Origin of the sequence: Savagea serpentis, from assembly GCF_015351395.1 — a bacterium.
Taxonomy (GTDB): domain Bacteria; phylum Bacillota; class Bacilli; order Bacillales_A; family Planococcaceae; genus Savagea; species Savagea serpentis.
In genome coordinates, this window is sequence record NZ_JADKPV010000006.1 from 82967 (window position 1) to 107740 (window position 24774).

Consider the following 24774-nt stretch of genomic DNA (forward strand, 5'->3'; position numbering starts at 1 on the left):
ACTCACATAAAATTTTCTGCTAATCTCCATAAAAAAGCTGTCCTATTCTTTGAATTGAATAGGACAGCTTTCGTTTGGGGTTATTACTATTATGTTTTTGATTAGGGAGTGGTAGGGAGGTTAAGAAGCGTGCATCGACATAGCGCGTTTTTTCGCTTCGAGTCGATATTTTTTCAAAATCGCTTCCGTATAACCATTTGGTTGTTCTTTTCCTTTCAAAATTAAATCTTGTGCCGCTAAAAATGCGACCGAATCATCGTAGTTTGGCGCCATCGGACGGTAAAGGGGATCGTGGCGATTTTGTTCGTCCACTTTTTGCGCCATACGTTCAAGCACTTCACGCACTTGTTCTTCCGTACAAACTTGATGCGCGAGCCAGTTCGCAATATGCTGACTGGAAATGCGCAATGTCGCACGGTCTTCCATTAACCCGATATCGTTAATATCGGGAACTGTCGAACATCCGATACCTTGGTCAATCCAGCGAACGACATAACCTAAAATACTTTGGGCATTGTTTTCGAGCTCTTCTATAATTTCTTCTTCCGTCCAGTTCGCTTCTTCTGCTAACGGAATCGTCAACATGTCATCGACGTAGTCTCGCTCTGTATCAATCGTTCGTTGGACTTCTTCAACATTCACTTTGTGGTAATGTAACGCATGAATCGTTGCTGCAGTCGGTGAAGGGACCCAAGCCGTCGTCGCTCCTGATTGAGGATGAGCGATTTTTTGTTCAAGCATCGCTTGCATTTCGTTCGGCATCGCCCACATTCCTTTTCCGATTTGCGCTTTTCCTTTCAAACCGTTACGCAATCCTGTCGCTACGTTAGACTGTTCATACGCTTTTAACCAAGCGGTTGACTTCATATCGTTTTTTCTCACCATCGGACCTGCCTCCATCGACGTATGAATTTCATCGCCTGTCCGATCTAAAAATCCTGTATTAATGAAGACGACGCGGTGGCGAATTTCACGAATACAATTTTGTAAATTGATACTCGTTCTACGTTCTTCATCCATTAAGCCCATTTTAATCGTGTAACGCTCTAATCCGAGCAAATCTTCAATCGCATTGAACAAGTCATTCGCAAATGCAACTTCTTCTGAGCCATGCATTTTTGGTTTCACGATATAAATGGATCCTTTTCGCGAGTTAAGATGCGACGTATGACCTTCGATGCTATACTTCGCAATTAATGACGTCATGACACCGTCTAATATTCCTTCATACACTTCTTCTCCATCTTCTAAAAGAATGGCATTATTTTGCATAAAGTGCCCGACATTTCGAATGAACATTAATGAACGTCCTGGTAACGTCATTTCATTGCCGTGACGATCGAGGAACACTTTGTCTTCTTGCAAACGACGCGTAACTGTTCGATCTCCACGTTTAAAAGTTGACGTTAAATCTCCACGCATTAAACCGAGCCAGTTTTGATAAATGTGAAGTTTATCTTCAGCATCGACCGCTGTTACAGAGTCTTCACAGTCCATCAATGTTGAAAGTGCCGCTTCGATCACGATATCTTTCACATGTGCCTGATCTGTCTTTCCAACAGGGTGCGACGGATCGATTTGCACTTCGACATGCAATTGATGATGTTCTAACAAAACGGACGTTAAAGAGTCTTGGCCTAAATAACCGACGAACTGTTCATCACGTTGTAAAGTCGTTTTTTCTTCATTCGCTAATGTGATGATTAACGTCCCAGACTGAACCTCATAGTGAACCGCATCCGCATGGCTTCCTTTTTGAAGCGGTGCAATTTGATCGAGAAACTTCTTTCCGAACTCAATTACTTTCTCGCCACGCTTCGGGTTGTAGCTGTCGCCTTGTTCGTATCCAGGTTCTTCTGGAATAATGTCAGAGCCGTACAATGCATCGTATAAACTTCCCCATCGCGCATTCGCTGCATTCAATGCGTAACGTGCATTGTCGAGTGGCACGACAAGTTGTGATCCTGCTTGTTTCGCAATTTCATCGTCGACATTTTGCGGTTCGACAGGCTCCGCACTTTTCGGCTCTTCTAAGTATCCGATGTCTTTTAGAAATTGGCGATACTCTTCTTTTTGCGCACGCCAATCATTTTTTTCATGCCACGATGAAATTTGGCGCTGTAACTCATCTCTTTTTTCAAGCAATGCACGATTTCGCGGTGTGAATGCCGTAATGAGCTTCTCAAAATCCGTCCAAAATGTTGGCGCGTCCATTTGTAACCCTCGTAAAACATGCTCATTCACCCAATGATACAACGTTTTTTCAATCTGAATGGAACCGTGATCTACATATTCCATATTCTCCTCTCCTTTCCATCAATGAAAAGACCCCCCACCCTCACCGTCAATGAATCATGTGGGCGTGGATGGGTAGCCTTTCAATGTATATTAACCTTCATGCTTTCCAACACAACGCTCACATTCTGTATGAAGTGATTCAATTTCTTCACGAATCGGTTGGCCACATTGTTGACAAATTTTCTCTGAGTGTTTGTAAGTTGTATTCATCATAGTTCATCATCCTTTTTTTATAGTAGTGAATCACCTCCACTTTCAAGAAGGCGATTATATTGTTTGACCATTAAAACTGCTCTGCTTCTGTCGATCCTGCCATCGCTACTGTTGAAGACATGCCGCCGCTGATTACTTGAGTTACTTCATCGAAGTATCCTGTTCCTACTTCACGTTGGTGACGAGTTGCCGTGTATCCTTTTTCTTCACTTGCGAATTCCGCTTGTTGTAATTTTGAATATGCTGCCATTCCGTGATCTTTATATTCGTATGCAAGTTCGAACATGCTATGGTTTAACGCATGGAATCCTGCTAATGTAACGAATTGGAATTTATATCCCATTTTCGCGATATCTTGTTGGAAGCTCTCAATTTCTTCGTCAGATAGAGCTGCTTTCCAGTTAAACGACGGTGAACAGTTGTAAGCGAGCATTTTATTCGGATATTTTGCATGAATCGCTTCAGCAAATTTTCGTGCTTCATCGATATCTGGCGTTGCTGTCTCACACCAGATGAGATCCGCATATGGTGCGTAAGCGAGTCCTCGTGAAATCGCTTGATCGATGCCAGCTGTCGTACGGAAAAATCCTTCCGACGTTCGTTCTCCTGTAATAAACGGGTGGTCATTTTCATCGACATCACTCGTCACCATGTCCGCCGCATTTGCGTCTGTTCTTGCGACAATGACTGTCGGAACACCCATCACATCTGTTGCAAATCTTGCGGCAACGAGATTACGAATCGCATTTTGAGTCGGAATTAATACTTTTCCACCTAAGTGACCGCATTTTTTCTCACTCGCTAACTGATCTTCTAAGTGAACGCCTGCTGCTCCTGCTTCAATCATCCACTTCGTCAGTTCAAACACGTTTAACGGACCTCCGAACCCTGCTTCCATATCTGCTACAATAGGAGCGAACCAGTCAAAGCCGTCTTCTCGCCCTTCTGCTTGATCGATTTGATCCGCTCGTTGGAACGCTTGGTTAATTCGTTTAACGACCGCTGGTACACTATCTGCTGGATATAAGCTTTGGTCTGGGTACATTTGACCCGCTAAGTTCGCATCTGCTGCAACTTGCCAACCACTTAAGTAAATCGCTTTCAGTCCTGCTTTTACTTGCTGAACCGCTTGGTTTCCAGTTAATGCTCCGAGCGCATTAATGAAATCTTCTTCTTGTAAAGATTCATATAATCTTTCTGCCCCACGGCGAGCAAGTGTATGTTCAATTTGAACACTTCCTCTTAAACGAACGACATCTTCTGCTGAGTATGGACGTTCAATTCCTTCCCATCGAGGATTCGTTGACCACTCTTGTTGTAATTGTTGAATTTGTTCTTCGCGACTTGTCATGTCATTTCCCTCCAAATCATTTTTCAATAAGTTAACTGTTTTACAACAGCTATGTTTCTTGTATACTAATCTATAACAGAATTTCATTTCTGTCTTCATTTTCCGACAGAACGTTGTAAAATGAGATGAAATAGTCTATTTTCAGATAACTCAAACAATCTGTTGTAAGACAGATAATCGAAAGGGGATAAAGAGGAATGAATGAATCAATTGAACAATTGCTTATGATGCTCAGTGAATGGATTCCGAGTGAAGCTTCTATCGCCATTACCGATGAACAACAGTTTTTACAGTTTTATTCTGGACGGATCGATTTACAATTGAAACGAGGAATGCCAATTTTCGAAGGAAGTATCGCTAGCGAAGTATTGAAGAAAAATGAAATTGTTCAATCAGTCGTTGAATCACCAACGACTGGCGAAACGTATTTTGGAATTGGCTACCCGATTTCTTTCCACGAAGAGCGCTTTACGGTCGTGATTGTTTTACCAGTAGCTTATGCGACAAAAATGAATGAACCGATTACCTTCATTACAGGTCGACTCGACGATTGTTGGTACCCGATCGCTTTTCACGACATTGCTTATTTCGAAAGCTTCGAAAAGAAAACATGGTTCATCGCCAATGGAGAAACGTATCAAAGTATGTATAAATTAAAAGAACTCGACTATCTATTACCGAGTTACTTTTTAAGAGTGCACCGTTCTTATATTATTAACGTTCATTTCATTAAAGAAATTTCACGAGATATGGCGTCAAAACTTCAAATTGAAATGAACGACCAATTTATAATTCCTGTCAGTCAAACGTATGTCCCGCATTTACGTAAAAAATTAGGGTTTTAAATAAAAATAAAAATGCAAATGAAAATAGAGAGCCGATGGAATGAATATGTTCCAATCTGCTCTCTATTTTTTATCATGGCATAAATGACAGTAATACGTAATTCATCACAATCGTAAGTACAACATAAGCCGAAGCCATCAATATATTTTTCGTTAACACTCTTCCTTCTTTTCCAATCATCCCAAGCATCGCGGTTGCACTAATAATGTTGTTAATCGACAACATCGTCCCTGCGCTTGCTCCCCCCATTTGCGTTGCAAAAATAAGATTTTTCGGTAACTGTAACTGCCCAGCTGCTACTTCTTGAATCGGCGCAAACGTTAATGTCGACACAGTTGCGCTTCCTGTAATAAACGTTCCAAGCAAACCGAGAAGCGGTGCCATGATGAGCCATACGCTTCCGAAATGATCCATCAACGTATAGGCAATTTGTTCCGGCATGCTCAGTTGACCGATCATGTTCATAGAGGAGTTAGAAAATAATTGCACGAACATTAACGTAATGATTAAAACGAGACTCGGCCTGGACACTTTTTTAAAGGCAGTGGAAACCGATGTTTTAAAGTGACGAACCGATTGCCCCATCACGACAATTCCGAGTAAAGCTGCGATGATTAAAACGAGACTGGGCGAATAGAAAATATCAACTTCCGCGTGAATATTCGCTTGCCCTAAAATATTTTCCCATACATATTTTTTCTCCTGTAAAAATTGTTGAACCGGTGCTACTGTGCGTGTTAATAACAAAAGAACGACGACAATTGCATACGTTGACCAACTGCGACACACCATGCTGTATGAAAGAGTCGTCGTTGGTACAGCTTCTTTTGGTACGAACACTCCTTTTTTAATGAATACGATGGCGAAAATAAAAACAGTAATCGGTGCTAAAATCGAGACGAACTCAAAGCCGACATAATGAATATAAACGTAACCGAATACCCCATAACTGATGCCGACCATTAAACTGAATACGACATAGCGTTTAATCATCGCATACTGTTTCGTAAATAATACGTGGTAAAAAATAATAAGTAATAGCGGAGTAATAGCAATATTCAGAAAATCGAGAATCGATAATACTTGCGAAATTTCTTGAAATGCTCCCCAATTTGCTTGTTTTATATTACTAAATCCGATAAAAGTCGGAACACCGACGGCACCGAATGGAACGGCCGCTTTATTCGCCATTAAAGTTAACACGACAGCAGCAAAAGGCGAAAACCCTACAGCTACAAGTATCGGAGCTGCGATAATTGCGGGTGTTCCAAATCCCGCGACTCCTTCTATGAGAGAGCCGAATAAAAATGCGATTAAAATGAGCAAAATATTCAAATCCGATGAAATAGCAGTGAAGCTTTTTTCAATCCATCGAATCGCCCCTGTTTTTTCTAGCGTCTGTAATAGTACAGTTGCACCAAATAAAATAAAAATGATAGCAAATGCTTTAAATACCCCTTGAATCATCGAAGCCCCAATGACAGTAATCGACATTTTCCAATAGTAAGCTGCACCTAAAACAAAAAGTAAACTAATACTCATCCCTTTTAATGCATTCATTCTTAAAAAAACTAAACAAATAAGTGGTACGATAATTGCCGTTGAAGCGATCCAAAACATGACATCATCCCTTTTCCGATATGGTTCCTCTTTTCTAAATTGGTATGTTGTCAAGTTTAAAACGTTATTTTTCTTTGTCAACCCCACTAAGGACATACTCCAAACAAATTTCCTTTCCTAAAAAATAGTCTACCCGTTGATATATAACAGTTATACTTCTTTTTTGATGCACATCTTTTGACTAAAATTTTTTTGATTTATTAAAAATTAAAAGAAGTTTCATAAAAAAATACGTTGCTTTGGATGCCTTCCATAGCAACGTATCGATTGAACTTGCGCGAAACTATTTTCGCAATGGTTATTATTCAATGCATAATAAACAGATGGAATCATACAGTACGAACAATCACATAGGCTTATTCCTTATGTTTCAATTGTTCTTCTTGTAACCACTTTTTTAAGTCCTTTATTTCTTCTCGGACTAATTGCGCCGCTCCGACAACTACACCTGTTAATAAAATAAGTCCGCCGTAGATCGGGTAAATATAACTTTGCTCGATGCCTCCACCCACTAATGAGGTAAAGATCATACTGATGAAGCCTCCCCCTGCAATCAAAAAGAGAGCCATTCCCCCCATAGCGATCAAAATATTTTTCATATCGCATCTCCCTATTTTTTTATTTGCTAAAATGTTTGATTGTGTGACTCCTAAAAAATGTACAATCTCCCATACGATACGATTTATCGTTTTAAAATGGAAGTATGTAAATTTCATTTTAGCATAGGAAAAGCAAAATTCTGTCCCATTCTACAGTTTTTTCTACTTTCTTGATGCAAATGAAAAAACTCTTGCTTCAAATAATAACAGAGCATCCTAGACACTGGTAAAATATATAGAATATGAACTTCTAAGAACCTATTTATCATGGAGAATCATAGAAAGACATTTCATTTAGGCACAAATTAGGCACATGAAAGATTTCAAAAAAATTAAATCAACTATACTCCAAGCAGACAAAATAGTTACATCTAACAACTCGCTACAACAAAAAAAGAAACCTGAACAGTCTTAAATATATTAAGGTCAAAAGGGATTCTATTACACGGCCAGACTAAAAAAACTCAGAATTATCTTTTATTTGAACGTCATATTACTATTCATAATTTATTTCTGAGTGGATGCTTTCTTTACCGCGCAAAAAATCTATTAAGTTTTTGTTTTTATAACCATTTAATACCCAACAATTCATTTGTGCGTTATATAAAAATTCACTTAGTGTTTCATCAACTGAAGTTTCACTTGATAAGCTATTCACACTAACTTTAGGAATTAATTTGGCTGTTGAAGATTTTTTAGGGTCAGAGTCATAAATGCCATCGACATCTGTTAAAATAATAAATTTGTTAGCTTCTAAAAGGGATGAGAAATATGCACCCATCGAGTCAGAGGAAATGCTCCAACTCTTTTCAAAAGGATCTAATAAGAAGATTAAAGTTGAAGGTAGTAACACTGGAATTTTACCTCTGTCCAAAATTTCTTTGACACCAGCAAAATTATCGGTCGTTTCAAATACATCTAAATTAAAGTTAGCAAATAATAATCCAGTTTGATTTTGCGCTCTAGCACAGGCTTGATGATGAGTTATTTTATTTAATGTAAACTGTTTATCTACACTTTCGATATAATTATCGATTGGACCGCCACCAGGAAAAATGACCAATCTAAATTCTTTTGCCACTTCAGAAAGTGACTGAGCTAAATTCTTCGCTAGGTCTATATCACTTATTAAGCTGCCTCCTAACTTTATAACGTAATCAATTTCTAAGTCCACAAAATTCTTGGTTTTTCTAAGTTTCATGAATTAATTCCTCCGAACAGTAAGTTTATTGGTTTTGTTACGCCACTTTGGAGAGTAAGCATTTCCCATTCAGTTAAAAACGGTCCCAAACTATATTTCTTTTGTGCATACTCTTCATAAATCAAATAAAAATGGTGAAATGAACAATAACACCTGTAATTATAAACTAGATACAAAGGTTCGAAATTCCCTCATACCATCAATTAAATATCATGTCTAATTGGCTAATCATCAACTCGCTCAACAGAAAGCGTTTCAATTTGTGCAGGATTTGATTCCATTATGGTACCATTATATCCCACCCTTACCTTATCCCCTACGTGAAATACTTCATTATTATTTACCGTGAGGGTAACAAATACTTTTCCCCTTGTACCATCGACAAGAGCCGTACCATCATAAATTTCTTTGATTGTTCCTGTGAAATAGAAGCTAGGTGTTTCACTATCAGTAGTATTTTCATCATTTTCATTAATTGAATTGGAACACCCAACAATGGTTAGTAAGGCAATGATTGCTACTGCCTTTAATAAGATCTTTCTCATCCCACATTCCCTCCGTCTATATACCAAAAATCTGATTGCTGAACAAAATAAAATAGACCTTTCCTTAACATCCAGTCGATCATTCACATTATCTAGCCACTGCTTCATGACCATACAGGCTTCTCTGGGGCCTACTGTATCGAAATCAGCACATTTTATATAGTTGACTTCTGTTTTAAACATTCCTCTTTCATAATGTAATTGATCTATTAAAATTGCGTGTGTTGTAAACAGATTTTTATGACTCCTTCAACTGTAAGAAAAACGTTAAGAAAATATTGTATAGACGCAGGAGTTGAAAATAAAGGTACACACGCTTTTAGGCATACACATGCCGCCTTATTCCTTGAAGGTGGAGCAGAGTTTTGTTTGTAAGTAAGAGACTAGGACATACAATTCAAACCACTGCTAATACCTATTTAGATATCACACCTATTTGTGAATCACATAAATTAGAAAAAATCATAAGTTATTTAAATTCCGCAGAATTAAGCAGAATTAAAAGGTAAAGAAATTTAAGCGGCTCGAAAAGACTTTGATTATAGCACAAATATGTACGTACTCATTTTCCACAAAAAACCCTTGCCACAAATAGTATTGTGACAAGGGGATTAAGTGATTAACCGATTGAACCTTCCATCTCGTAGTTGATGATTTCAATTAATCAAATGCAATTAATAGCATTCAAAATGCTGATTAATATTGGTTTTTCAAATTTTATTCGTCATGTAAAATCAATAGAAATCAGCATGACTTGGCATAAAGTTGGCACAACTATCTATAAAACCATTTCTATCTATTTACAAATATAACTTTTCGCATTCTTTCACCATACTTTAAAATCATCTGATATTGAACTTAAAGTCAATAATATTTTTTAGCATCATTAAATCCACGAGCGATAACACGTTTAGTTTCTTCTGAATCTGGTCTCCAATTAAGCAAATAAGATACTGCATCCCCACCTGCATAGAGTGTAGGAAGAGAAAATAAATATTGCCCTGTATAGCCATAATTATAGTTGCCTAACCATTTACTATCATGTACTTCAACTCTTCCATTGTATAGGTGCATAGTGAATTTTTTATTCCAAGGAGAATACCCACTTTTAACTTTATAGTCCCAATCTCCGTTGACTTTCACTTTTCCGACCCACCAACCTACTGTGTAAGCATAAGCTCCATTCGGATTGAAAGTCACATGTGTTCTCATCACATTTTCAAGTTCTTTTCTGTTTAATTCGACTAGACTTTTGACATGTAAGGTTGCAGCTCTTGAATAAGGCTGAATGTGTACCGATTTTTGATCTGCTTCAAAAACTCTTTCGGCAATATCTTCAACAGTGAATGGCTCAACATTTAAGTTTTGATCGATACTCAAAATACCTTCTTTTATATGTTCATTTAAAAGATTTAGTCTTTTATAATATTCTTTTATTAATGATTCATCCATATTTTCTAAAGAAGATTCGTTAATCACTTGAATAGTTCCATCTGAACTTTTCATGATTAAATCAGCTTTCTTCATATAATCATGCAAACTCTCAACAGTATCAATTTCTGATTTTTTTTCCGAATATGCTCCTACCTCGATCGGAATTAATAAAATCAGGAACAAAACAAAACCCATAATCATCTTTTTCATATCTTTTCCCCTCTTTTTTTTATTTTTCTATTCATATATACAAAAATCAAAATATAAAACGGATACATGAATAAAGCAAATAGAATTAAGAATCCTGTACCTGGACTAGGTATATCTCCCTCGTAGCTCATTGGAAATAGTCTCGTAGTTAAATAAGTTAAACCGATAAAATAAGGCAACCACATTACTCCTGTGAAGTAATCTGTTAGTTTGTTAGATGAATATTTTCTCAATGCTAGATACAAAACAACAGAACCAAATAAAATCCAAATAATAGACAATAATGAAATGTTATTTGAAACAAAATCAAGATCTTTATCTAATATCCGTTGTATTCGATGAGTATTCAACATCAACTCTATAGGAATGACTATCAACCAAGCATAACCTAGTGCAAATAAATTCAATTTTAAAAACTCTCTCAAAGAACCTCCTCCTTTTTTAAAAAGTCCATTCCCTCTTTAGCTTACTATATATAACCATAATTTAATTTTAAATGGTGAATATTTACATTAAATTAACACACTTGATGTTAGTCTAAATAATGGACACAGTAAATTGGGAGTTTATGAAGTATAATAATCTCAATAATTTACTAGGAGTGTCTACAATGACAAAGCGAAAAAGTTACGATAAAGAATTTAAATTAGAGGCTGTACAGTTAGTTCAAAGTGGGAAAAGAGTTGCGGAGGTTGCACGTGAGTTAGATCTTGCCGAACAAACATTACACAATTGGAAGCTTCTAAAGATAAAGAGAGAAAATATTGTAAGGGAGATACACCTCATGGCTAATTTTAGAAAACTACCTAGTGGTAAGTGGCAAGCACGAATTTTTGTAGATGGTAAATTAAAAAGTATCGGTACATTTAAAACAAAAAAAGAAGCTCAATTAAAAGCCTCTGAAGCAGAACGAAAAGCATATTATAATCGTACGCTCACTGATCGTAATATGAGGTTTCAAGAAGTAATCGATAATTGGTTCGATCATAAAAGGAGAACAGTTAAAGATTCCACGTTAGAACAATTAGAAGTTGTAAAAAGGTTACATATCGAACCACATTTCGCACATCGGAAAATTTTTAATATCAATCGAAATGATGTCATTGAATGGATTAACACATACGAAGGAAATGAGGATTATAGCTATGGTACACGATTAAAACACATGGCAGTATTGAGAGACATATTTTATCATGCAATTCATTATATGGACGTACTCGACAAAAATCCTGCTGCTCGTGTTAACTTTTCTAGACCAGATGAATACCGAAACATTAAGAGAGATGTAAAATACTACAACTTAGAAGAATTAAATACTTTATTAGATTTTTTACGAGAGCATCGTCCACAAAGGTTTAGTGAATATAAACCATACTATGCCCTCGTTTTCTTTTTGTCTAGTACAGGTTTGAGAATCAGTGAAGCACTTGCTTTACGTTGGAGTGATATTCAAGGAAATCGAGTCAACATAAACAAACAAACCAGTAGAGATAACAATAATAATGCAAATTTAACGTCTCTAAAGACACCTGCAAGTTATCGAAATATCGAAATTGATGAAGTTACAGTAGAAATGCTTCATTGGTTCAAAAAGGTCCAAAATCGTTGTATTCAGAAGCACGATAAATTCGTTCGGCACCCCGATGTAATTATTTTTCAAACATACAATGGGAATTATATGACACCTTCTACTGTTCGAGAGATGCTACAAAAATATTGCCTACAAGCAGGTGTTGAGTATAAAGGAACTCATGCATTTCGACATACACATGCTGTTTTATCACTTGAAGCAGGAGCTGATTTATTATTTGTTAGCAAAAGGCTCGGTCATGGAACGATTCAAACTACTGCAGACACACACTTAGATATTACTCCTATTTACGAATCCCATGAACTCGAAAAAATCACAAAATATTTAAATTCCGAGGAAGAAAATGAAGATGATACTAGCAGGTTTTAGTGTGGTTTATTTGGCACAAGTCTGTCTAGAGTTGGCACGGAAGACTTTTCCATAAAAATACCCTTGTCACAAACGTTGTTGTGACAAGGGTATTAAGTGATTAACCGATTGAACCTTCCATCTCGTAGTTGATGAGGCGGTTCATTTCGACTGCGTATTCCATTGGAAGTTCTTTTGTGAATGGCTCGATGAAGCCCATGACGATCATTTCTGTCGCTTCAAGTTCTGAAATTCCACGGCTCATTAAGTAGAAGAGCTGCTCTTCCGAAACTTTTGAAACTTTCGCTTCGTGTTCGAGTGAAATGTTATCGTTTTTAATTTCGTTATACGGAATCGTATCTGATGTCGATTTGTCGTCCATAATTAACGTATCACATTCAATGTTCGCACGAGCGCCGTCTGCACGACGTCCGAATTCAACAATTCCGCGGTATGTTACTTTACCACCGTGGTGAGAGATTGATTTCGATACGATCGTTGATGACGTATTCGGTGCGAGGTGAATCATTTTCGCTCCAGCGTCTTGGTGCTGTCCTTCTCCCGCTAATGCGATAGAAAGTGTCATACCACGTGCGCCTTCGCCTTTTAAAATACATGCTGGGTATTTCATCGTTAATTTCGATCCGATGTTTCCATCGACCCATTCCATCGTTCCGTTCGCTTCAACGACTGTACGTTTCGTTACTAAGTTGTAAACGTTGTTCGCCCAGTTTTGAATTGTCGTGTAACGGCAGTATGCGTCTTTTTTCACGATGATCTCAACGACTGCTGAGTGAAGTGAGTTCGTCGTGTAAACAGGTGCTGTACATCCTTCTACGTAGTGAACGCTTGCGCCTTCGTCTACGATGATGAGCGTACGCTCGAACTGTCCCATATTTTCCGAGTTAATACGGAAATATGCTTGAAGTGGTGTATCTACTTTAACACCTGGTGGTACGTAAATGAATGAACCACCTGACCAAACTGCTGAGTTTAACGCAGCGAACTTGTTGTCCGTATTCGGGATGACTTTCCCCCAATGTTCACGGAATAATTCTTCATTTTCTTTCAATGCAGAGTCTGTATCTTTGAAGACGATTCCGAGATCTTCTAAATCTTCCTTCATGTTGTGGTAAACAACTTCAGATTCATACTGAGCCGAAACCCCTGCAAGATACTTCTGTTCCGCTTCAGGAATTCCTAATTTATCAAACGTACGTTTAATTTCTTCAGGAACTTCATCCCATGAACGCTCTGTCGCTTCTGACGGTTTTACGTAGTACGTAATTTCGTCGAAGTTTAATTCATTTAAGTCTCCGCCCCATTGTGGCATCGGCTTTGAATAGAAAATATCGAGTGATTTCAAACGATATTCTAACATCCATTCTGGCTCTTCTTTCATGCTTGAAATTTCTTCTACAATTTCACGCGTTAAGCCACGTTCTGAACGGAACACCGAAACGTCTTTGTCATGGAAACCATATTTATAATCGCCAACATCTGGCATCTTTTTAACCATTGTTATTCCTCCGTTCTTATTTTTGTTGAACGCCTTGTTCCATCGCCTTCCATGCGAGTGTTGCGCATTTAATGCGAGCTGGGAACTTCGCAACTCCTGATAGAGCTTCAGCGTCATCAAAATCTACGTCATCGTCCACATCTTCCCCGAGCATCATTTTCGAAAAATTGTCTGCATAGTGCAATGCTTCTTCGACTGTTTTGCCTTTGACGAGTTGTGTCATCATCGATGCTGACGACATCGAAATCGAACATCCTTCTCCTTCGAAGCGAGCATCTTTTACGACACCGTCTTCTACTTGAAGTGTTAAATGGATGACATCTCCACACGTCGGGTTATTCATGTCTACTGTAATATTGTTATCCTCGAGTATCCCTTTATTGCGTGGGCTCTTATAATGATCCATAATAACCGAGCGATATAGTTGATCGAGTTTATTATTCATACTCATCCGAAATACTCCTTTGCCATCTTGAGTCCTTCAACGAATTGATCAATATCTTCTTTCGTATTGTACAAGTAAAAACTTGCACGTGCTGTCGCCGACTGCTCCAACCATTTCATCAATGGCTGCGCACAGTGGTGACCCGCTCGAATCGCGATACCATTCATATCGAGTACTGTCGCTAAGTCATGTGGATGCACTTCTTGAAGGTTAAATGTAATGAGTCCCGCACGACGCGCTGGGTCGAGTGGACCGTACAATTGGATTCCTTCAATCTGTTGCATACGTTCAATCGCATAAGCGACAAGCTCTTGTTCATGACGCGCGATATTGTCGAGACCGATTTCTTCTAAATAATCGATCGCTGCACCTAAACCGACCGCTCCTGCAATGATCGGCGTGCCTCCTTCAAACTTCCAAGGAAGCTCTTTCCACGTTGAATCGTGTAGCCCGACGAAATCAATCATCTCGCCACCAAATTCAACCGGTTCCATCGCGTCGAGCAATGCGCGTTTCCCGTACAATACCCCAATTCCTGTCGGTGCACACATTTTGTGACCAGAAAATGCGAGGAAATCACAGTTGATGTTTTGTACGTCAATTTTCAAGTGAGGAGCTGCTTGCGCTGCATCGACGACCATCACGGCGCCATGTGCGTGTGCAATTTCAGCAATCTCTTTTACTGGATTGATCGTACCGAGCACGTTCGATGCATAAGCGACGGAAACGATTTTCGTTTTATCTGTCACTTGAGCTTTTACTGCATCTAGCGTAATCTCGCCATCTTCTGTTAACTCGATATATTTCAATGTCGCTTTTTTCGCTTTTGCGACTTGTTGCCACGGAATGATGTTGGAATGGTGTTCCATGTAGCTGATGACAATTTCATCGCCTTCTTCTACATTCATCATGCCGTAACTTTGAGCGACGAGGTTTAAAGAAGTCGTCGTACCACGTGTGAAAATAATCTCCGCTGCTTCATTCGCATTGATGAAGGCGCGCACTTTATCGCGCGCTCCTTCATATGCGTCTGTCGCTAAGTTACCGAGTGTGTGTACACCGCGGTGAACGTTTGCATTCGATGTTTCGTAGTAATGACTCACTGCTTCGATGACAGCTTGTGGTTTTTGACTTGTCGCTGCACTATCTAAATAAACGACTGGTTTGCCGTTCACTTCTTCTTTTAAAATGGGAAATTGTTCGCGAATTTTGTTTGTTAACATTAGCGCACTTTCCTTTCGATAACCTCCGTCAACTGTTTCTTAACTCCTTCGATTGGAAGTTTGCTTACAACCGGCTCTAAGAAACCGTGAATGACGAGGCGTTCTGCTTCTTCTTGTGAAATCCCGCGGCTCATTAAATAGTAAAGTTGCATCGGGTCTACACGACCGACAGATGCTGCGTGACCTGCTGTAACATCGTCTTCATCGATTAATAAAATCGGGTTCGCATCTCCTCGTGCTTTTTCGCTCAACATGAGTACGCGTGATTCTTGTACAGCGTTTGCGCGTGTTGCACCTTTTAAAATACGTCCAATTCCGTTAAAGATTGATGTTGTCGCGTCTTTCATTACACCGTGTTTCAAAATGAATGCATCCGTATCTAAACCGATGTGTACGATATCTGTCGTAAAGTTTTGCTTTTGACTTCCACGACCGATTGTGACCATTTTGAAGTCACTTGAAGAGTTATCCCCTACTAAGTGTGTAATGTTTTCTGCGATTGTATCTGAATCGTTCATTAAGCCAAGTGCCCATTCGATACGTGCATCGCGGCCTGTTACCCCGCGACGTGTCACATATGTTGTGAATCCTTCAGCTAAAACATCTACCGCTCCGAAAACAACTTTTGCGTTGTCTTTTGCTACTACTTCAGAAACGATATTTGCTAAACCTTTCGCTTCTTCTACCGTTGATAAGTAGTTCTCCACGTATGTGACAGAACTGCTTTCTTCTGCAACAATCAATGTATGGTTAAAGAGGCTCGCTTCCGCATCGTCATGTAAATACAATACTTGAATCGGCTCTGTAATCTCAACGTTACGTGGTACGTAAAGGAATACGCCACCGTTCATTAATGCAGCGTGCAATGTCGTTAAACGGTGTTCATTCACTTTCACTGCTTCTGTCATATAATATTTTTGAACGAGATCTGCATGTTCACGTGTCGCTGTGAAAATATCCGTCAAAATAACACCTTGTTCTTTTAATTCATCTGATAATGAAATGTAAGCAGGTGTGTTGTTATGTTGGATGTAGAGATTTTGTTGCTTCTCTACGTCTACTAATTCTTTCGCTTCACCGACGAGCTCTTCTAATGAAGAAAACGTTGCACTCTCGACTGTATGTTTAGGGAATTGTGTAAAATTCCATTTATCGATTTTCGTTTTATCTGGTGTTGGCATTGCAACATGCTCAACTTTATTCAATGCGTCTGCACGGAAGTCCGCCATCCAATCTGCTTCGTTCATTGCTTTTGAGAAAGCGCGGACGTCTTGCTCGGTCATGTTGATTTTCGTTTCAACCGTCATCCTTATTCGTCCCCTTTCTTAAGCTTCTTCGCCGACTGTCTCGTCTTCAATACCGAGTTCTTCTTTAATCCAATCGTATCCTTCTGCTTCTAATTTTTGAGCGAGGTCTGCTCCGCCTGATTTCACTACTTTACCTTGCATCATCACGTGTACGTGGTCTGGCTCGATATAGTTTAATAAACGTTGGTAGTGAGTGATCATCAATGCACCGAATCCTTCTCCGCGCATTTTGTTAATGCCTTTTGAAACAATTTTCAATGCGTCGATGTCAAGACCTGAGTCAATCTCATCTAAAATTGCGAATGTTGGTTTAATCATCATCATTTGAAGAATCTCGTTACGCTTTTTCTCTCCGCCTGAGAATCCTTCGTTTAAATAGCGTGTCGCCATTTGCTCATCCATTTCTAACAATTCCATCGTTGCGTCGAGTTCGCGGATAAATTTCATAAGTGAAATTTCGTTCCCTTCGTCACGACGTGCATTAATTGCTGAACGTAAGAAGTCCGCGTTCGTTACCCCTGCGATTTCGCTAGGATATTGCATTGCGAGGAAGAGACCTGCTTTCGCGCGCTCATCCACTTCCATTTCGAGAACGTCTTCTCCGTCTAATTTGATTGTACCTGATGTTACTTCATATTTTGGATGACCCATAATTGCCGATGCAAGCGTTGATTTACCTGTACCGTTTGGGCCCATGATTGCGTGAATTTCGTTCGTGTTAATGCTTAAGTTAACACCCTTTAAAATTTCTTTCCCTTCAATAGCCACGTGAAGGTCTTTTATTTCTAGTGTCGCCATTTCATTACCTCCATAATGATCACGATGAACGTCTTCGTTCATTCTTATTTTAGTATCATTCTAATCTTAACCCATTTGAGTAGTAGTTGCAAATCATTGAGAATCGCCTTTTCTCAATGACCAAAAACTCTTTAAACCATTGACAATTCAGTGTTTTCATGTTTCTTGCTACATTAGAATTATCAATTGATTTTCTTTAAATGATAATCAGTACTTATCATTAGGCATGATGTGCATGCGAAATTACTCCGTCAACTTTTCTACTAGATGCGGAACGGATTGAAAGGCATATATTTTATGTGTAATCTCACCATTCTTTTGAATGAGCAAACAAGGGACGCTTTCAATTTCATAATCGTACGCGATTTGCTCTACGTAGTTTAAATCCGCTTCTCCAATTGGAATATTTGGCACAACTTGCTCAGCAATGGTAAGCATTTTCGATGCAACTTGACACGTCCCACACATTTTGGCGTGTAAATAAAATGCGGATTTTTCATCATGCTCTAAAGAACGCTGAAAATCTTCCAATGTCCATGACTCCATTTACAATCCTTCTTTCTTTTTAAACGTCGTCTTCATGATTGAGCTTAGTACAAGCGGGGGTATTTCTGCAACTTCGATGATTGGTGGTGGCACGTGTAAGTGAGTCGCATTGATAAATAACGCATCAAATTGTGCTCTCAAGCGGTCTCCACTCGCATCCCGATCAAAAAATGTATATAACGTCTCCTCTTCATAAGGTTCAACGAGTTGTTCCAAATCATATTCACTCATCGTCCCATTCGTACAAATGATTTCAACATGTGGATAAACGTGGTGAATCGCTAAACGATCGGAGCGACCTTCTACGAATAAAATCGCACCCTCCATCTTCTCACCCCTCCTATAAAAAATATCGCATGTAGAATTCTACATGCGACACTATTTTACTCTCCGCTCGTCATTTTGTCATATTCTGTTGCGGACATTAATGACTCTATTTCTGTTCGATCTGTCGGTTCGACGATAATCATCCACGCTTGCTCATAGGGTGATTCATTCACATATTCTGGGCTATCGTCTAGCTCTTCATTCACTTCGACGACTTTCCCGCTGATCGGTGCATATAACTCAGATACGGTTTTTACAGATTCTAAGCTGCCGAACGGATCGCCCGTTTGAATCGTTTCGCCGACTTCTGGTAATTCAACGAAAACGATGTCGCCTAATTCAGATTGTGCAAACTGTGTAATCCCGAGGCGAGATTGTCCGTTCTCTTCTTTCACCCAAACGTGCTCTTTTGAATAAACGTATTGTGTTGGTGTTGTCATCTTATTCCCTCCATGAAATAATCTTTATACTTTACGTAAGTGTGACATAGTAAATTTCAAATTACAAGCGACGACTACGCCTTCCAAACGTTTTCAAACTCCGCTTCTTTAAAGCCTACCGTCACATGCTCGCCATCTGTTGTAATCGGACGTTTAATGAGCATGCCATTCGATGAAAGAAGCGCTAACTTTTCTTCTTCTGACATGTCTGCTAAACGATCTTTCAAACCGAGTTCGCGATACACTTTTCCGCTCGTATTGAAAAACTTTTTAATATCTAATTGAGAACGGTCTAGCAATGTTTTCAATGTTTCAGCAGATGGTGTCGCATCGACGAGGTGCACCTCTTCAACCGTATGCCCTGCCTCTTCTAACCATTTCTTCGCTTTCCGACATGTCGTACAACGTGGATATGTATAAAATGTAATATTCACATAAACCTCTCCCTTCATTTACGATTATTGTAACAGAAAGTGAAATGATTGCATGAAAAAAGTGCTGCCCGAGAGCAACACTTTTTCAAATGACCGTCTAAATTATACGATATATTTTTCCGCTTCAATTAAACGAGCTGCCGCTTCGCGTTTTTTCGCGATGAGGTTATGTGGCTCGAAACGTGTTAATTTGCGTAATGCTGATAACATCATACGACGGTTATCACCATCTGTTGATGCGACAACGATTTCTTTCGCTTCCGCTTCAATGCGCGCTAACGCTTCTTGTGCGAAAATTTCTGTGTATAACACTTTTTGTTTCGCTGTTTCTTCTCCGTCGCGGTCGATTGCTTTTAACGTACGTGCAACTGCTGAGTCAATCGCGAATACATCGTTTGCAATGTTTGCGATGTTGACGAGAATTTCTTGTTCTGCGTCTAATTTTTTACCGTACGTTTGCGCTGCGAGACCTGCTGCTAAAATACCGAGCTTTTTCGCATTTTCTGCAATTGCTGCTTCTTGTGCTAAAGGCTCGTTACCTGGAGCTTCTGGCATCATCATGAGCAATTCTTCTTGTAAGCTTTGCGCTTTTTGAAGCAATGGAAGTTCACCTTTCATCGCTTTTTTCAAGAATGTGCCCGGCACGATCATGCGGTTAATTTCGTTCGTCCCTTCGAAAATACGGTTGATGCGTGAGTCGCGGTACATACGTTCCACTTCGTACTCTTGCATGAATCCATATCCACCGTGAATTTGAACCGCTTCGTCTACGATATGGTCTAACACTTCTGAACCGACGACTTTGTTAATAGAACATTCAATCGCATATTCTGCAATTGCTGCTGCGATTGCTTTTCCGTCTTTTTGTTCTTCTGGGCTAAGCGCACCTTGACGCTCGTCGAAGTAACCGACTGTACGATAAATCAAGCTTTCCGCTGCGTACAATTCGCTCGCTAATGTCGCGAATTTTTCTTTCGTTAAGTTGAAGCTTGAAAGTGGTGTATTGAATTGTTTACGTTGGTTCGCATACTCGATTGATAATTGAAGTGCGCGTTTTGAGCTTCCGAGCGTACCTACTCCTAATTTGTAACGACCGATGTTTAAAATGTTGAACGCGATAATATGTCCACGGCCGATCTCACCGAGTAAGTTTTCTACTGGAACTTCCGCATCTTCTAAAATGAGCGTACGTGTCGATGATGATTTAATGCCCATCTTCTTCTCTTCTGGACCGACTGAAACGCCTGGGAAATCTTTCTCTACAATGAAAGCTGTAAATTGCTCCCCGTCGATTTTCGCATAAACGATAAATACGTCTGCGAAACCTGCGTTCGTAATCCATTGCTTTTCACCGTTCAAGATGTAGTGTGTACCAGCTTCATTTAATTTCGCTGTCGTTTTCGCACCGAGTGCGTCAGATCCTGAGCTCGGCTCTGTTAACGCATAAGCAGAAATCTTTTCACCTGTTACTGAATTCGGTAAATATTTTTGCTTTTGCTCTTCGTTACCGAACAGGACGATCGGCAATGTTCCGATTCCGACGTGTGCTCCGTGTGTGATGGAAAATCCGCCAACGACTGCAAACTTTTCCGCGATGAGCGCTGAAGAAATTTTGTCCATTTCAAAACCGCCATAAGCTTCTGGTACGTCCGCTCCAAGTAAACCTAACTCTCCTGCTTGACGCAGTAATTTTACTGAATGTTCGAATTCGTGATTTTCTAATTTTTCAACGAGTGGTAATACATCATTCATCGCAAACTGTTCCGCTGTGCTCGCGACCATTTTCTGTTCGTCAGAGAAGTCCTCTGGCGTAAATACGCTTTTGTAATCTGTTTCCTCTACTAAAAATTGTCCACCTTTTACGAGTTTTGTCATTGTTGTTTCCTCCCTTTTATAACATTTCGAAGACGCCAGCTGCACCCATTCCGCCACCGATACACATCGTGACGACACCAAACTGCGCGCCTCTGCGTTTCAATTCATTCATCATTTTCACTGTTAAAATAGTTCCCGTTGCACCGAGTGGGTGACCGAGTGCGATCGCTCCACCGTTGACGTTCACTTTATCTGTATCTAAATCGAGATGACGAATCACTTCAAGTGATTGGGAAGCGAATGCTTCGTTCAATTCCCAAATGTCGATATCATCTTTCGTTAATCCTGCGAGTTCTAACGCTTTCGGAACCGCTACAATCGGACCGATTCCCATCACTTCTGGTGGAACGCCTCCTACTGCGAAACTTCTAAATTTCGCAATTGGTGTTAAACCGAGTGATTCTGCATATTCGCGGTCCATGACGAGCACACTCCCTGCTCCGTCCGATGTTTGTGAGGCGTTACCTGCTGTTACCGTACCTGTCATAGAGAATGCAGGACGCAATTTCGCTAAAATTTCCGTCGTCGTTCCTGGGCGTACGCCTTCGTCCATTTTAAATGGCACGACACGCTCTTCCCATTCATTTTTGTCATTGACAAAACGGTGATGCACATCAACTGGTACAATTTCGTCATCATATTTTCCTGCTTGAATCGCAGCATACGCACGTTTATGCGACTCGACAGCGAATGCGTCTTGATCTTCACGGCTAATGCCATATTTCACAGCGACTTGTTCTGCTGTATGACCCATTCCCATATAATATTCTGGCGCATGTTCGACGAGCGTCTTATTCGGACGAATCGTATGACCCGTCATCGGAATCATACTCATCGACTCCGCACCACCTGCGATGATCGCTTTCGCATGACCGAGCATAATTCGCTCTGCCGCATAAGCGATCGACTGAAGACCTGAAGAACAAAATCGGTTGATCGTAATTGCTGGTACTGTATCTGGCAATCCAGCAAGCGCTCCGATTTGACGTGCCATATTTAACCCTTGTTCTGCTTCTGGCATCGCACACCCAAAAATTAAGTCATCAATCGGTCCATCGTATCCGTTCGCGCGTTTTAATGTTTCTTTCACTGTGATTGCGCCTAAGTCATCTGGACGAACCGTCGCTAATGAACCGCGCCCTGCTTTTCCTACTGGCGTTCGTGATCCTGCTACAATTACTGCTTCACGCATATTGTCTCCTCCTATCTTAGTTGCGTAATGGCTTTCCTTTTAAAAGCATATGTTGCATGCGTTGTAATGTTTTCGGTTGTTGTAATAACTGTAAAAATGATTGACGTTCTAAATCGAGTAAATATTGTGGATCCACTTTCGTACCGAATGGTAAATCGCCACCTGAAAGTACTTTCGCAATATGTTTCGCAATCGTCATATCATGTTCGCTAATATAGCCTGATAATTTCATCGCTTCTGCTCCGAGCACGAGCGCTGCATAACCTGATGCACCTGTCACCGCAATTTTTTCGCGTTTTGGCGCTGTGTAGCCACGCTCGTATAAATCGAGAGCTGCCATTTTCGCGTCGTAGAAACGGTGATCTGCGTTTACGCTAATGCCGTCTGAAGGACGTAAGAAGTTCAACTCACGCGCTTCTTCTGCTGATGTCGATACTTTCGCTGTCGCGATTGTTTCGAAAACTTTGTTCGCGATAAACTGGATGTCGACCGGCACGCCGTTCGGCAATCCTTGCATATGTTGATAAAGTAAACCGTAGTTACCGCCTCCACCTGGGAGCAATCCGACACCGACTTCAACGAGGCCCATATACGTTTCCATCGACGCTTGAATATGCGCTGTCGGTAAGCATACTTCCGTTCCTCCACCGAGTGTCATGCCATGTGGTGCTGCGACGACTGGACGGCTTGAATATTTAATTTTCATCATCGTTTCTTGGAACATTTTCACTGTGTAGTCGAGCTCGAATAAGTTATCATCTTGCGCTTCCATTAAGATGAGGGCTAAGTTCGCTCCGACACAGAAGTTTTTCCCTTCGTTTCCGATGACGAGTCCTTTATAATTTTTCTCTACCTCTTCAACCGACTTTTGAATCATTTGCAAAATATCTAAGCCGATCGCATTTGATTTCGAATGGAACTCAAGCAATGCGACACCGTCACCGATATCGATTAAACTTGCTCCGCTATTACTTAAAATTGTACCGTTTTGCTTTTTCAATTTTTGGATTTTAATTTCTTTCGGATTCACTTGTTGTTTCGTAAATCCGTCTCCGTTGAAGTAATACGTATCGCCGTCGATTTCTTTATAAAATTTCGGCTCATTTTTATCGAGTAAGTTTTGAACGAATGTTGGGATTTCGTATCCTTCATTGCGCAAACGTTCTACTGATTGCTCTACACCGATTGCATCCCACATTTCAAACGGTCCGAGGTCCCATCCGAATCCCCATTTCATCGCTTGGTCAATCGATACGATATCGTCTGCAATTTCACCATGTAACTCCGCCGCGTAAAGCAATGTCGGCATTAAACTTCTCCACAAAAATTGTCCTGCGCGATCATCCGCTTGCAGTAAGAAAGCTAAACGTTTCGAGCGGCTCACTTGCTTCGCCTGTTCAAGTGAAGGCGCTTTCAGTTTTTCGCGTGGTTCATATTCAAATGTTTCTAAATTTAATTGTTTGATTTCTTTGCCATCTTTAAAGTAAAATCCTTTTTTCGTCTTCGCACCGAGTCGTCCTTCTTCTAACATTTTCGTCATGAACGCTGGAATTTCGAACATTTTTTGTTCGTCTCCTGTCGTTTTGTCGTAAACGTTTTTCGCAACATTGTTAAATACATCCAAACCGACAACGTCTAATGTACGGAATGTTGCAGATGATGGACGTCCAATTAAAGGACCTGTAATCGAGTCTACCTCTCCAATCGAGTAGCCACCTTTTACCATCTCATCTACTGTAACGAGCAAGCCGTACGTTCCGATACGGTTTCCGATAAAGTTCGGCGTATCTTTTGCAATGACGACACCTTTTCCGAGTCTGTCTTCCCCAAATGTGTGCATAAATTTCACGACTTCTGGTGCTGTCGATGATGTCGGAATAATTTCTAGCAACTTCAAATAACGAGGGGGGTTAAAGAAGTGTGTGCCTAAGAAATGTTCTTTAAAGTCGTCCGAACGACCTTCTGCCATCGCTTCAATTGAAATACCTGAAGTATTCGAACTAATAATCGTTCCTGGACGGCGATACTTTTCAATTTTCTCATATAATGATTTTTTAATATCAAGTCGCTCAACGACGACTTCAATGACCCAATCTACATCTTTAATTTTTTCAAGATCATCCTCGATGTTCCCTACTTCAATTAACGATGCATTACGCTTCGTTGTGAAAGGTGCTGGCTTTTGTTTTAATGCGCGTTGCACTGCTTCCGACGCAAGTCGATTGCGCACCTTGCGCGACTGTAGTGTAAGTCCTTTCGCTTCTTCCTTGTCTGTTAATGTCGATGGCACAATATCAAGCAAAAGCACGGGTAGACCGACATTTGCTAAGTGTGCTGCGATACTTGCTCCCATGACCCCTGAACCGATAACTGCTACTTTTTTCATTTGATAAGTCAATACTGCAACCTCCT

23 protein-coding genes are annotated in these 24774 nt (G+C 40.1%); 2 read left to right on the forward strand and 21 right to left on the reverse strand.

Features of this window, described 5'->3' with window-relative positions; genetic code table 11:
* Positions 1-120 precede the first annotated feature (120 nt).
* From IRY55_RS10990 to aceA, 3 genes are all read right to left on the reverse strand, one after another.
* Positions 121-2298: a malate synthase G gene (locus tag IRY55_RS10990; RefSeq protein ID WP_194563370.1), complete on the reverse strand. Its 2178-nt coding sequence runs from the start codon at positions 2296-2298 to the stop codon at positions 121-123.
* 90 nt (positions 2299-2388) lie between these two features.
* Entirely contained in the window at positions 2389-2511 is a 123-nt protein-coding gene (locus IRY55_RS10995) for a YhfH family protein (RefSeq protein ID WP_235961129.1), read from the reverse strand.
* 70 nt (positions 2512-2581) lie between these two features.
* Positions 2582-3862, reverse strand: coding sequence for an isocitrate lyase (gene aceA / locus IRY55_RS11000; RefSeq protein ID WP_194563371.1), 1281 nt, complete (start codon positions 3860-3862; stop codon positions 2582-2584).
* A 197-nt stretch (positions 3863-4059) separates the two neighbouring features.
* On the opposite strand from aceA, the gene IRY55_RS11005 reads away from it, so the two are divergent.
* Positions 4060-4707 (forward strand): LytTR family DNA-binding domain-containing protein, encoded by a 648-nt coding sequence (locus IRY55_RS11005; RefSeq protein WP_194563372.1) that lies wholly within the window; start codon positions 4060-4062, stop codon positions 4705-4707.
* A 73-nt stretch (positions 4708-4780) separates the two neighbouring features.
* Here IRY55_RS11005 and IRY55_RS11010 read toward each other — a convergent pair whose 3' ends face one another.
* From IRY55_RS11010 to IRY55_RS11035, 6 genes are all read right to left on the reverse strand, one after another.
* The gene (locus IRY55_RS11010) at positions 4781-6328 is read right to left on the reverse strand and encodes an L-lactate permease (RefSeq protein WP_194563373.1); all 1548 of its coding nucleotides are present in this window, start codon (positions 6326-6328) and stop codon (positions 4781-4783) included.
* A gap of 356 nt (positions 6329-6684) precedes the next feature.
* A complete protein-coding gene (locus IRY55_RS11015) occupies positions 6685-6927 on the reverse strand; it encodes a hypothetical protein (RefSeq protein ID WP_194563374.1) in 243 nt (80 codons plus the stop codon).
* A gap of 496 nt (positions 6928-7423) precedes the next feature.
* Positions 7424-8128 carry an amino acid kinase family protein gene (locus IRY55_RS11020; protein WP_194563375.1) on the reverse strand — a complete coding sequence of 235 codons (705 nt, stop codon included), beginning with the start codon at positions 8126-8128 and terminating at the stop codon, positions 7424-7426.
* 224 nt (positions 8129-8352) lie between these two features.
* A complete protein-coding gene (locus IRY55_RS11025) occupies positions 8353-8856 on the reverse strand; it encodes a DUF3221 domain-containing protein (RefSeq protein ID WP_194563376.1) in 504 nt (167 codons plus the stop codon).
* Between the two features lie 681 nt (positions 8857-9537).
* The gene (locus tag IRY55_RS11030; RefSeq protein ID WP_194563377.1) at positions 9538-10317 is read right to left on the reverse strand and encodes a polymorphic toxin type 44 domain-containing protein; all 780 of its coding nucleotides are present in this window, start codon (positions 10315-10317) and stop codon (positions 9538-9540) included.
* Positions 10314-10742, reverse strand: a complete 429-nt coding sequence (locus IRY55_RS11035; protein ID WP_194563378.1) for a hypothetical protein — start codon at positions 10740-10742, stop codon at positions 10314-10316. The genes IRY55_RS11030 and IRY55_RS11035 overlap by 4 nt, the downstream gene beginning before the upstream one ends.
* Positions 10743-10927: 185 nt before the next feature.
* Here IRY55_RS11035 and IRY55_RS11040 point away from each other — a divergent pair, with 185 nt between their 5' ends.
* The gene (locus tag IRY55_RS11040; protein WP_194563379.1) at positions 10928-12277 is read left to right on the forward strand and encodes a tyrosine-type recombinase/integrase; all 1350 of its coding nucleotides are present in this window, start codon (positions 10928-10930) and stop codon (positions 12275-12277) included.
* Positions 12278-12377: 100 nt separating this feature from the next.
* Here IRY55_RS11040 and sufB read toward each other — a convergent pair whose 3' ends face one another.
* The 12 genes from sufB to IRY55_RS11100 all read right to left on the reverse strand — a co-directional run bounded on the left by sufB (position 12378) and on the right by IRY55_RS11100 (position 24760).
* The gene (gene sufB, locus IRY55_RS11045) at positions 12378-13775 is read right to left on the reverse strand and encodes a Fe-S cluster assembly protein SufB (RefSeq protein ID WP_194563380.1); all 1398 of its coding nucleotides are present in this window, start codon (positions 13773-13775) and stop codon (positions 12378-12380) included.
* Positions 13776-13791: 16 nt separating this feature from the next.
* Complete coding sequence (gene sufU / locus IRY55_RS11050; protein ID WP_194563381.1) at positions 13792-14226, reverse strand: Fe-S cluster assembly sulfur transfer protein SufU; 435 nt, start codon at positions 14224-14226, stop codon at positions 13792-13794.
* On the reverse strand, positions 14223-15443 hold the full coding sequence (locus IRY55_RS11055; RefSeq protein ID WP_194563382.1) for a cysteine desulfurase: 1221 nt from the start codon (positions 15441-15443) through the stop codon (positions 14223-14225). Before IRY55_RS11055 ends, sufU begins: the two co-directional genes overlap by 4 nt.
* Complete coding sequence (gene sufD / locus IRY55_RS11060) at positions 15443-16750, reverse strand: Fe-S cluster assembly protein SufD (protein WP_194563383.1); 1308 nt, start codon at positions 16748-16750, stop codon at positions 15443-15445. Before sufD ends, IRY55_RS11055 begins: the two co-directional genes overlap by 1 nt.
* A gap of 18 nt (positions 16751-16768) precedes the next feature.
* Positions 16769-17548 (reverse strand): Fe-S cluster assembly ATPase SufC, encoded by a 780-nt coding sequence (sufC, locus tag IRY55_RS11065; RefSeq protein ID WP_194563384.1) that lies wholly within the window; start codon positions 17546-17548, stop codon positions 16769-16771.
* A gap of 243 nt (positions 17549-17791) precedes the next feature.
* The gene (locus tag IRY55_RS11070) at positions 17792-18094 is read right to left on the reverse strand and encodes a thioredoxin family protein (RefSeq protein WP_194563385.1); all 303 of its coding nucleotides are present in this window, start codon (positions 18092-18094) and stop codon (positions 17792-17794) included.
* The gene (locus IRY55_RS11075) at positions 18095-18421 is read right to left on the reverse strand and encodes a toprim domain-containing protein (protein ID WP_194563386.1); all 327 of its coding nucleotides are present in this window, start codon (positions 18419-18421) and stop codon (positions 18095-18097) included.
* 56 nt (positions 18422-18477) lie between these two features.
* Positions 18478-18861: a glycine cleavage system protein GcvH gene (gene gcvH / locus IRY55_RS11080; RefSeq protein ID WP_194563387.1), complete on the reverse strand. Its 384-nt coding sequence runs from the start codon at positions 18859-18861 to the stop codon at positions 18478-18480.
* A 74-nt stretch (positions 18862-18935) separates the two neighbouring features.
* A complete protein-coding gene (locus IRY55_RS11085; protein WP_194563388.1) occupies positions 18936-19295 on the reverse strand; it encodes an arsenate reductase family protein in 360 nt (119 codons plus the stop codon).
* Between the two features lie 102 nt (positions 19296-19397).
* Positions 19398-21170 carry an acyl-CoA dehydrogenase family protein gene (locus tag IRY55_RS11090; RefSeq protein WP_194563389.1) on the reverse strand — a complete coding sequence of 591 codons (1773 nt, stop codon included), beginning with the start codon at positions 21168-21170 and terminating at the stop codon, positions 19398-19400.
* Positions 21171-21186: 16 nt separating this feature from the next.
* On the reverse strand, positions 21187-22362 hold the full coding sequence (locus IRY55_RS11095) for an acetyl-CoA C-acetyltransferase (protein WP_194563390.1): 1176 nt from the start codon (positions 22360-22362) through the stop codon (positions 21187-21189).
* A gap of 16 nt (positions 22363-22378) precedes the next feature.
* A complete protein-coding gene (locus IRY55_RS11100) occupies positions 22379-24760 on the reverse strand; it encodes a 3-hydroxyacyl-CoA dehydrogenase/enoyl-CoA hydratase family protein (RefSeq protein WP_194563391.1) in 2382 nt (793 codons plus the stop codon).
* Positions 24761-24774 lie beyond the last annotated feature (14 nt).